Source organism: Desulfosoma sp. (assembly GCF_052743555.1).
This window is the reverse complement of sequence record NZ_JBRAHS010000009.1, coordinates 127,478-137,337: the sequence shown is the minus strand read 5'-3', so window position 1 is coordinate 137,337 and position 9,860 is coordinate 127,478. Positions and strand designations below refer to the sequence as shown.

The window sequence follows — 9,860 nt, the reverse complement described above, 5'->3', positions numbered from 1 at the left end:
GAGCAGAATCGAAGATGGGAGGAGCAGAATCGAAGATGGGAAGAGCAAAGGGAGGAGCAGAATCGAAGATGGCATGAGCAGAATCGAAGATGGGAGGAGCAGAACCGTAAATGGGAGGCCAATCAGAAAACCATCAATGGTATTTTGGAGACACTGAAGGCGCAGGCGCAAAAGCATGAGAGCAGCATCGGCGCCCTGGGAGCCCGCTGGGGATTGCTCTCCGAAGCCTCCTTTCGAAACGGCCTCAAAGCCATCTTGGAGGAGTCTTTCGGTGTCGAAGTGCGGAACGTCACCGAATACGATGAAAAGGGGGGGAGGTTTTCGGACAACCCGATCAGGTGGAGCTGGATGTCGTCATCCATGACAACCTGCTGATCCTGTGCGAAATCAAATCTTCCATCAGCAAATCGGACATGTACGCCTTTGAAAGAAAGGCGCGTTTATATGAGAACCGTTACCAGCAAAAAGCTGTGCGAAAACTCGTCATCTCCCCCATGCTGGACGACCAGGCCAAAGAGGTGGCCCGCAGACTGGGCATCGAGGTCTACAGTCACGCCAATGATGTGAAGCCTGGCAAACCAAGCGAATAATCTCCTCTCTGGCGCCACCCCAGAGGTTTTCTCCATAAACCCCCTAACGTTGTCTGCCGTCAGATTTTTCCAAGAAGGTCCCATTCTTAGCTCGTTTTGTCTTACAAACAGCGCTAAGGAAGCGCTGCTCGCGTTTGCCGGAAAGATGGCATTCACCGTGGCGTGAGCCGGATGAAAACCAGCGGCCCCACCCAAAGGGGATAATCCCCAAGGGGCCAGGAGGAAAATCCGTCTAAGCCGCACAGCGCTCGGTGGCGACGCACACGCGGTTTCGTCCCGTGCGTTTGGCATGGTACAGGGCTTCATCGGCAGACTGAATGAGGGCGTCGGGAACCGAGGGGCCACGGGCCGTGGCCACCCCGGCACTGAGGGTGACCGAGACGGCGACCGAGCCGGAAAGGATGGGGCGATTAGAAACGGCTGCGCGAATCCTTTCGGCCACAGCGATGGCGAAGTCCGTGTCGGCATGCGGGAGCACCACCAGAAATTCTTCCCCACCAAAGCGACCCACGATGTCATAGGAACGGATCACGCTCTGCACGCGGGCCGCCGTTTCTTTGAGCACATGATCGCCGACAAGATGGCCGTAAGTGTCGTTGATCTTCTTGAAATGGTCGATGTCCATCATGAGCAGACTCAAGGGTTGCTTTTCCCTGACCGCTCGGTCCACCTCTTCCACCAGCCTCTGGTACGCGGCGCCTCGGTTGTACGTTCCCGTCAGAGCATCGCGGGTGGCCTGAACGCGCAAGGCCTCGCGGGCGGCCACCAGTTCTTCGTGCAGGGCAATGATGCGGCGCCCGATGCCCACACGCACCTGAAGTTCACTGGGGTCAAAGGGTTTGATCATGTAATCGTCGGCGCCGGCTTCCAAACCGGAAATGATTTCCTGCCGGCTGGTTTTGGCGGTCAGGAGAATCATGTAGACGTAGCGGTCCGTGGGAACTTCCCCACGCACTTTGCGACAGATATCCACACCGTCCATCCCGGGCATGACCCAATCTAAAACGGCCAGCCTCGGCGAATCCTCACCCTGAAGGACATTCCAGGCGGCATCTCCTGACGGCGCCGTCACCACCTCATAGCCCCATTTGGTGAGCATAGAAGCCACCATTCTCCGCGTTGTGCTATCGTCGTCCGCCACCAAAATCTTCATGCTCTTTTTTCCCCCATTAAAAGCTTACAGCCTCTGACGACGCCCCCACATCGTGAACCGCCATGGTCAATCGATCCGCCTGTTCCTTGACTACGGAGCACAACGGGAAAAGATCGCCCGGATTTTCAGGGTCTGCGGCCTGCTCCAAAGCCCGAGCCGCTTCACTGAGCCGATGGGCCGAGATATTGGCGGCGGCTCCTTTGAGGCTGTGAGCCAGGCGTTTTGTCACCGTCATGTCGCCTTTTTCCAGGGCCTCATCAATTTCTTTCAGGCGCTGCGGAAGTTCCGCGACGAATTCCGAAAGGATTTCCCACGACAGATCCATGTCCCCTCCAAGGCGATCCACCAGTTCGTCCCAATGGAAGACTTCGTGATCCACGGTCGCCCCTGCGGCAAAGCTTGATACGGCTTTCACAGCCTCCTTTTCAACCACGGCGTCTCCCTGCGCGGTGCGGTTCTTTTGCCGTTCAATGGCCGCCCGAAGATCTTCCAGGCGAAGAGGTTTGGGAACATAGTCGTCCATGCCTGCCTTGAGGCATACTTCTCTGTCGCCAGGAAGGGCGTGGGCCGTCATGGCGATGATGGGCACGCGAGGATTCTTGACCGGCACCAAACCTTTTCGAATCATTCGCGTCGCCTCCAAACCGTCCAGAACCGGCATTTGCACATCCATGAACACCAGGTCGTAGGTCTGCCGGCCAAGCGCCTCAAGAGCTTCCTTGCCGTTGCTCACCACATCCACACGACACCCCAGCTTGCTGAGACACCCAGCTGCGACTTTCTGATTGACCGCATTGTCTTCCGCCAGAAGCACCACTAGGTTTGGCGTTTCTTTGCCCGGGCTCAAACTCTCCGGGGCAAGAGCCTCGTCGTGCACCTCCTGGGCGAGATCGAGACATGCCAGGAGTGCGTTATAGAGCTTGGAGTACCTGACCGGTTTGGTCAGAACCGCCCGGAACAGCCCCTCTTTTTTGAGTCGTTCCCCCAAGGCTGGTGTCACCACAGACGTGAGAAGGAGGCATGGCGTGTGCGAAAGTTTCGGATCGCCGCGGATCTGCCGTGCCACTGTCTCCCCGTCCATCTCAGGCATTTGCATATCCAGAATCACCAGATGAAAAGGCGTTCCATTGCCCTGAGCCTCTCGAAGTTTGGCCAATGCCGCCGGCCCGTCGGGCGCCTCATCATGGGCGTAGCCCCACACCCGAAGCATTTCCGTAAGCACAAAGCGGTTGGTGGCATTGTCGTCCACCGCCAAAACGCGCGTGCTCCGTATGCGCTGCAGCACTGTTTCATCGACGCGCAAGTGTTCTGTCTTCTCAGAGCCTTCGCCCATTTCCAGCGCGGCCATGAACCAGAACGTGGACCCTTTCCCCACTTCACTGTCCACGCCCATCACACCGCCCATCATTTCCACCAGCCTCTTGGAAATGGTTAGGCCCAGGCCTGTGCCGCCGTACTTTCGCGTAATGGACGCATCTGCTTGGGAAAAAGACTGAAAAATCGCATCGAGCTGATCCTTGGGAATGCCGATTCCTGTGTCTCGAACGGCAAATCGCACCGACACCCTTTCCTGCTGGGGTTCGCTTTCCGCTGGCGCCACACTGAGAACAATTTCTCCTTTTTCAGTAAACTTGAGTGCGTTGCCCACCAGGTTGAGCAGAATCTGGCGCAACCTCGTCGGGTCCCCTCGAAGATAGCGGGGCACGGCCGCATCCACCAGACAGGCCAGTTCCAGCCCTTTTTCATGGGCTTTAACTGCCATAGTCTCCGCCACACCTTCCACCAGGGCCCGAAGATCGAAATCCACGTGCTCCAGTTCCATTTTGCCCGCTTCGATCTTGGAGAAATCCAAAATATCGTTCAGTAGGGACAACAGCGCCTCGCCGCTTTTCTGAATGATGTCCACGTATTCCCTTTGCAGGGGAGTCAGAGGTGTGTCTTGCAGCAGCCGGTTCATGCCCAGAATGCCGTTCATGGGCGTGCGAATTTCATGGCTCATGTTAGCCAGAAAGAGGCTCTTGGCCTGATTGGCCACTTCCGCTTCCACGGCAAGGCGGTTGGCCCGCGCGATGGCCTCCTCCAGTTCTTCGTTGCTTTTTTCCAAAGCCTCCAGGGTCAGGCGCACCTCATGGTCCCGAGCAGCTACGGTATCCGCCATCTGTTTCATAGCCCCCACCACGCGGTCCAATTCAGCCACGCCACAAGGTTCCAGGCGATCCACGTCGCTGGCATGACCTTCGGCCACATAGGCCAAAGCCCGAGAAAAGCGTTCCAAAGGTCTTTCGACAACCCTTTCCAACTGTTTTTTGGCCGCTGTCAACATGAGGACTGTGGAAACGCACAACAAAATTACTGCCAGCCCCAATGCCTCTGCCACCGGGCTCAGAAGACGCCGCAGAGGCGTGGCCACACAAAGAATCCAGCCGCGTTCGGGCATGAACGCCGCCGTGGCCAGATACCACGTGGCATCCCACCTGCTCAGGGCCACGTGGAGTTTTCTGTCCGAAATCACACGATCCAGTACCGAAATATGCCTTAGGTTGGTCTGCCGGGCCACCAGATCCCGATTGGGGTGCGCCACGACGTTCCCGTAGCTGTCCACCACAAAGGCGATGTCCCCGGCACCCGTCGCATCCACCACGGATTCCACGTAGGTTTGAATCTGCGAAAGGTTCAGTTCCCCCATCACGAAGCCTGAGGAAGCGCGCCTAACGGTCAGGGAAACCGTGACTTTTCCGGTTTCCTGGGACACATAGGGATCGGAGACCGTTTCAAGGTTTTCGGTATCCTTAAGCAGAGATGGAAGAAACCCGGAGAAGTCCATGCCTTCAATGCCGGAAGGATGGCTGACGAGCACCATGCCTTGGGCGTCGGTGACGATCAGACGATCGAAATAGGGCACGGCACGATGGGCCCTCTCCAGAATCGACGGGCGACCGTTGATGTCCCGCAGATCCACGTCAGCTAAGATGTGGAGCGCTGACGAGGCATGCGTCATGTAGGCCTGAAGGGATGTTATCAAGGGGCGAATAACCTGACGGTGATGGTTACGCAGAGCCTGGAATTGCTGATAACCCACAAGAAGAATGGCCAAAGACACCACGATCAGGCTTAAGAAAAAGATTTTGGGTCCCATTTGAGATCGCACGACTGATGCCAAAGGTGCACTTTTCATCTCGTCTCTCCAAGGCGACGCAGCACATGAAAGCGCCCTTGCGCAACCTTTTCCACCACACACGGCAGAATGCGCTCACCTGAAGGAGTCAGGCGCAGCGGCCCGGTCGGTCCGACCATCTCGTGGTCTTGAATCAGAGCGGTGCGCAAAGGAATGTGCCCGTCCAGGGATTTCTCCAGGGCGCGTGTGAGAAGCAGTACGGCTTCGTAGCTGAAGACAGCGGCGTGGTTTGGGTCTTTGCCGAACCGATGCCGATAAGCGCTTATAAACTTTTTCATCTCCGCAGAAGACGTCTCGGGATCCAGATGCACAGCGCTCACCAGTTCCACGCCTTCGACTGTGCGCCCCCCCGTAGACCATGAGCTCCGCCGACCGAGCCCAAAAGGACGTAAATACGGCGGCCTTGATGCCTTTCCGGGCCAGCCACTGGCACAGGTAAGCAGTTTCCTTGGCGGACGCTATCACTAGAACCGCCTCAGAGCCCGTATGCTGGATAGGCTGCATGAGGGACTCCCATGCGCTCGGCATGGAGGACCGAAACGGGTACTGCGCCACAACAATGCCCCCTCTTCGACGAAAAGCCTCCCCAAAACCTTCGGCATACGCCTTGGCAAAGGCTTCATTGTCCGCATCCCAGAGGACGACGACAGTGCGCGCATGCCGGTCCAACAGGATGCGCTCGGCCAACGCTTCCACCTGCACAGCATCTGAAGGGGCCATGCGAAACAGGGCGTCGGCTCGATTATCCAGAACTTGGGAAGATGCCGTCGGGCTGAGGCACACGGCGTCGAATTGATCCACGGAAGGAAGGACCGCTAGCACCTGCGTGCTGGTCATGGGTCCAAGAAAAATGCGATCACCCTGCGACAGCAGCTGATGGACCGAGGCCACCGCTCCGGAGACGGTCCCCTCATCGTCTGCAAGGACGAGTTCAAGGGGCCTTCCCTTCACGCCCCCCGAGGCGTTGACGAATTCCGCAACGAGCATGGCCCCGTTGCGGCCGTGCGTTCCAAGATCGGAGAACCGCCCCGTCAGGGGACCGACAAAACCCACGCGGACAGGATCCTTGAAGAAGCAGCCCTTCAGGGGCACCCATGAGACCAGAAAACACAGAAGAAACCCCATGTGTTTCATGGACCTTATGCCCCGCCTTCCCTTTCTCTTCCAGAGGCTTCGGGCATCCAGAAGCCCGCTTACCCCCAGCTGCCTTTGCTTTTCTGCCATGGATTGATTCGGTAATCGGCGAATTCTTGACACAACTTTAGACTTTTTTGCCCGACCGGATCGAAAGAAAATCTTTTTGGGTGGGGTTGCCAACGTTTGGTCAAAGTATTCTCGGTCAGGCTACGGGACGGCTTCACGGAAGGATCGTGGGCTGGGGAGGTAATGAGGTAATAAGGAAAAACCCCGCTCTGGCGGCTTTAGCACCGAAGGATGGCGCAAGTCCGTCCGCTCTTGAACATGGCCGAGAGCCCACGTTCTGACCATAAGCACCGGCCAGCCCGTGGTCGGGCACGCTGCCGACAGCCGAAGTTTCGATCAGGACAAAAAAGCGCAGGAACTCAAGACATCCAAGCTGCGCAGGCACGATCGCTGATGGGAGCTGAGATCGCTGTGATGCAACCGTTTGCTGAGCTCCCACCATAGGGTCGGAATCCACCAGTCCTTAAACCCCATGCGAAGGGCTTGAGCGATGTCCACCAACAGGCACAGCTTTTCCAGGGGTACGCCCTGGGATTCCAGAATGCGGCGCAATTCCGTGCGCACGGCTTTGGTCAAGGCACGGTGCACTTCGGGAAGATCCTGAGGCACGCCCCAGGAGGCCAAGGCCGTGTGCAGGAATTCCAGGCGGGCCAGAAAGGTCTGGCGTCGAAAGGTTCCCTCGGCTCCGTTTTCGCGAAAATGGCCTTCCCTTGCATTTTCTTCTTTGAGCACGGGTTTCAAGACATCGAGAATCTGACGCTCCACAATGCGGCGCACGGAATCCTTGATGTCCGGCGGCAAGGCAATGCCCCATTCCCGCAGGGACCAGAGAAGGGCTTGATGCGCGCTGAAAAAGCGCTTTTGAAATTCCGTGTAAAAATGAAGCTGATCCTCAGCCAGCCTGTAAGCGATGCCCATGCGCACATCTTCGGGAACATCCTTGAGGGAATACGCTTCGGCCTCCGACATATCATCCAGGCAGCGCAGTAGAGAAGCCACCCCTTCCACGGCGCACGTTTGCAGGTTTCGAACCAAAGGGTCAAATGCGGCCTCGTCTTTCATGGGCTTCACGGAGACCCGCAAATCCAAACCTCCGAAGTGCACGACCGCGTAAGCGCATCGGGTGTTCCTTTCCGTTCGGGCATCTTCCACGTCTATGATGCCCACCTGGCACGGCACGGGGTACTCACAAAGAAAACGCTCTTGCAAAGGCCGAAGCCTAAAGACATGAAGGCGCTCCCTAGAGGGCGCTTTCAGGGCCAGAGATTCCATTGCCACTCCCGCGCACACATTAAAGGCTGAGATGCGCTTGGGCATCACCAAACGACGAACCACGTGGGCTCCATGCCCCATTTCGGGAAGGTTGCTGGGCGCCTTTTCCAAGATCCTCAAAAAGATCTCTTCCAAAGGGGAAGCCCCGGTGAGGCGCGCCAATTCCATGGCGCGGCAGGCATGGGCAAGAATCATCTGGGTTTCCAGGCCGCTGACATCGTCAAAAAACCATCCGCAGGACGTGTACATGGCCATAGCTTCCCGTTGCATTTCCATCAGTTCGAGCACTTGTCGCCTCTCATCCGGCCCCAGGGGTTTTAACTGATGTCTCTGAAAAAAAGGCTCCTTTTCGGCGGTGCCCTTGAGCAAGACGTGGATATAGTCATTTCGAGCCGCCCATGGATCCCTAAGCATTGCGGCCGCTTGCTTTTCAAAATGAAGGGCCATGGCGTCCCGCACCGTGTCCAGAGCTTCCCTCAGGGGCTCGCGCCATTTTTGATGCCATTCGGGATGGGCGCCACTTTGGCATCCGCAATCTGTGCGCCATCGCCCAACACCGTGGGCGCAACTCCACGCCGTCTCCGGCACGATCTCCACCTCAGCCTTGACGGGAAACCGATCCAGAAAAGCCGCGTAATTCATTAGCTCTATGGTGGCCTCCTTTTCCAAGACCTGAAAGGCCGCGGCTAAAGCCATGTCCCCAAACTTAAAATGGTGCCCGTAGGATTCGCCGTCGGTGGCGGCATGGACCAGCCACGGCTCCCCGGACAGGGCATTGGAATCGGCAAAGGCCGCACGAAGCGCCGACAGAAGCCGGGAGCTGTGTTCCAGAAGCCGCTCAAAAGCAATGCCGCGAGCGATGTCGGCGTTGTAGAAGAAGAGATGGATCCACTTGCCGTTAGGGCATTGATACCGGTATGCTCGACCATAGGGAATGGCACCGTCTCGAACGTCCCGCCACACCGTGGATTCTCCTTCCACAAAACGCCATCGAGCCGCCTGATGGGGAGCCAGAATGGTGAACCGTATGCCGGCCTCCGCTAGCACCGTCAGCGTTTCGTGGTCCACGGCGGTTTCCGGCAGCCACATCCCTTCGGGGTTGCGTCCGTAGCGATGACGAAATTCGGCGATCCCCCAGTAGACCTGGGTTTCCTTGTCCCTTCGGTTAGCCAAAGGCAAAATAATGTGATGATAGGCTTGAGCCAGAGCATTTCCCCGGCCGGCCAGACGCTTGGCACTGCGCCGGTCCGCTTCCACAAGCCTTTGCATTACCCAGGGATCATGCTTTTCCAACCAGGCCATCAAGGTAGGGCCGAAATCAAAGCTCAGCCATTCATAGTTATTGCGCAGCGCCAAAATGCGGTTTTCGTGGTCCACGAGGCGAGCCGCCGCGTTGGCACGGTAGCATTCGTTGGTGATGCGACGGTTCCAGTCGTGATCGGGATCGGCACTGGGTTCCCGCGCAACGGCGTTGAGCCATGGGTTTTCTCGAGGCGGTTGATAGAAGTGGCCGTGCAGGCACACACCGCGCCACGCCCCCTGAGGCTTGGCCGTCATGAAAATCCTCCTTTATCGGGTTCTTCGTCCTTGTGCCGCTTGAAGTGCAGCGCCGCCTGGTACGCGTCCCGGTGACGAACCCGGTAGAGCTTTTGCACCTCTTCCACGGCGTGCCGTAGGGAATCCCCTTGGTCCAGATATGCCTGGAGGGTCTCCTTCCAAGAAACGTTCTGCAACCCCTCACTTTTCAAAGCAGCGGGCGCACCTTCCACTACCAGGGTCACTTCCCCGCGCGTGCCTTCCTTGTAAACGTCCAGGGCATGGGAGACAGTCCCTCGAAACACTTGTTCATGCACTTTGGTCAGTTCTCGAGCGACGGCCAATCGAAGGTTTCCCCAGTGGTCGAGAATATCTTGAAGGGTGCGCGGCAAACGCCGTGGCGACTCGTAAAGCACTCGCGTCATGGAAAGGCTCGCATACTGAAGAAAAAACTTGGTGCGGTGCGCGCCCCTTGACGGCGGGAATCCCAGGAAAGCGAAGGGCTGGGAAGCCAACCCGGACACGATCAAAGCAGCTATAGCCGCACTCGGCCCAGGAATTGGAACCACAGGAAGGTCATGGCGAACAGTTTCCTGAATCAGGGCCACCCCAGGATCGGAAATGCCGGGTGTACCCGCGTCCGTCACCAGGGCAATCTGCGCTCCCTTTTTCAAAAGATCCACGATTCGTCCCAGACCTTCGGCAGAGGTGTGCGCATGGAAGCTGAGGATCGGCACGCGAATCTGGTGGGCGGTCAAAAGCTTTCGCGTGTGCCGCGTATCTTCGGCCACAACGTAGCCCACAGAACGCAAAATCTCCAAAGCCCTCAGAGTGATGTCTTGAAGATTTCCAATAGGCGTCGCCACCACGTACAAGGTTCCCGCGCCATGTTTGGCCGGAGTGCGTCCTCTTTCCTTCATGTGCCTGCTCC

7 protein-coding genes are annotated in these 9,860 nt (G+C 57.5%); 2 read left to right on the top strand and 5 right to left on the bottom strand.

Annotated features, from left to right (window positions below; translation table 11 throughout):
• Positions 1-144 precede the first annotated feature (144 nt).
• A complete protein-coding gene (locus tag ACUVSA_RS07690) occupies positions 145-375 on the top strand; it encodes a DUF3782 domain-containing protein (RefSeq protein ID WP_445894370.1) in 231 nt (76 codons plus the stop codon).
• The gene (locus ACUVSA_RS07685; RefSeq protein ID WP_445894369.1) at positions 339-590 is read left to right on the top strand and encodes a hypothetical protein; all 252 of its coding nucleotides are present in this window, start codon (positions 339-341) and stop codon (positions 588-590) included. The genes ACUVSA_RS07690 and ACUVSA_RS07685 overlap by 37 nt, the downstream gene beginning before the upstream one ends.
• Before the next feature lie 232 nt (positions 591-822).
• Here ACUVSA_RS07685 and ACUVSA_RS07680 read toward each other — a convergent pair whose 3' ends face one another.
• The 5 genes from ACUVSA_RS07680 to rsmI all read right to left on the bottom strand — a co-directional run bounded on the left by ACUVSA_RS07680 (position 823) and on the right by rsmI (position 9,849).
• A complete protein-coding gene (locus ACUVSA_RS07680) occupies positions 823-1,743 on the bottom strand; it encodes a GGDEF domain-containing protein (RefSeq protein ID WP_445894368.1) in 921 nt (306 codons plus the stop codon).
• A 16-nt stretch (positions 1,744-1,759) separates the two neighbouring features.
• The gene (locus tag ACUVSA_RS07675; RefSeq protein ID WP_445894367.1) at positions 1,760-4,918 is read right to left on the bottom strand and encodes a response regulator; all 3,159 of its coding nucleotides are present in this window, start codon (positions 4,916-4,918) and stop codon (positions 1,760-1,762) included.
• A 75-nt stretch (positions 4,919-4,993) separates the two neighbouring features.
• Positions 4,994-6,142, bottom strand: coding sequence for an ABC transporter substrate-binding protein (locus ACUVSA_RS07670; protein WP_445894366.1), 1,149 nt, complete (start codon positions 6,140-6,142; stop codon positions 4,994-4,996).
• Positions 6,143-6,457: 315 nt separating this feature from the next.
• Entirely contained in the window at positions 6,458-8,950 is a 2,493-nt protein-coding gene (locus ACUVSA_RS07665) for a DUF3536 domain-containing protein (RefSeq protein ID WP_445894365.1), read from the bottom strand.
• Positions 8,947-9,849: a 16S rRNA (cytidine(1402)-2'-O)-methyltransferase gene (gene rsmI / locus ACUVSA_RS07660; protein ID WP_445894364.1), complete on the bottom strand. Its 903-nt coding sequence runs from the start codon at positions 9,847-9,849 to the stop codon at positions 8,947-8,949. The genes ACUVSA_RS07665 and rsmI overlap by 4 nt, the downstream gene beginning before the upstream one ends.
• Positions 9,850-9,860: the final 11 nt, after the last annotated feature.

Coding starts and splice junctions, on each gene's coding strand:
- ACUVSA_RS07680 (WP_445894368.1), bottom strand. CDS start 1,743: ATGAAGATTTTGGTGGCGGACGACGATAGCACAACGCGGAGAATGGTG.
- ACUVSA_RS07665 (WP_445894365.1), bottom strand. CDS start 8,950: ATGACGGCCAAGCCTCAGGGGGCGTGGCGCGGTGTGTGCCTGCACGGC.
- ACUVSA_RS07675 (WP_445894367.1), bottom strand. CDS start 4,918: ATGAAAAGTGCACCTTTGGCATCAGTCGTGCGATCTCAAATGGGACCC.
- ACUVSA_RS07670 (WP_445894366.1), bottom strand. CDS start 6,142: ATGGCAGAAAAGCAAAGGCAGCTGGGGGTAAGCGGGCTTCTGGATGCC.
- rsmI (WP_445894364.1), bottom strand. CDS start 9,849: ATGAAGGAAAGAGGACGCACTCCGGCCAAACATGGCGCGGGAACCTTG.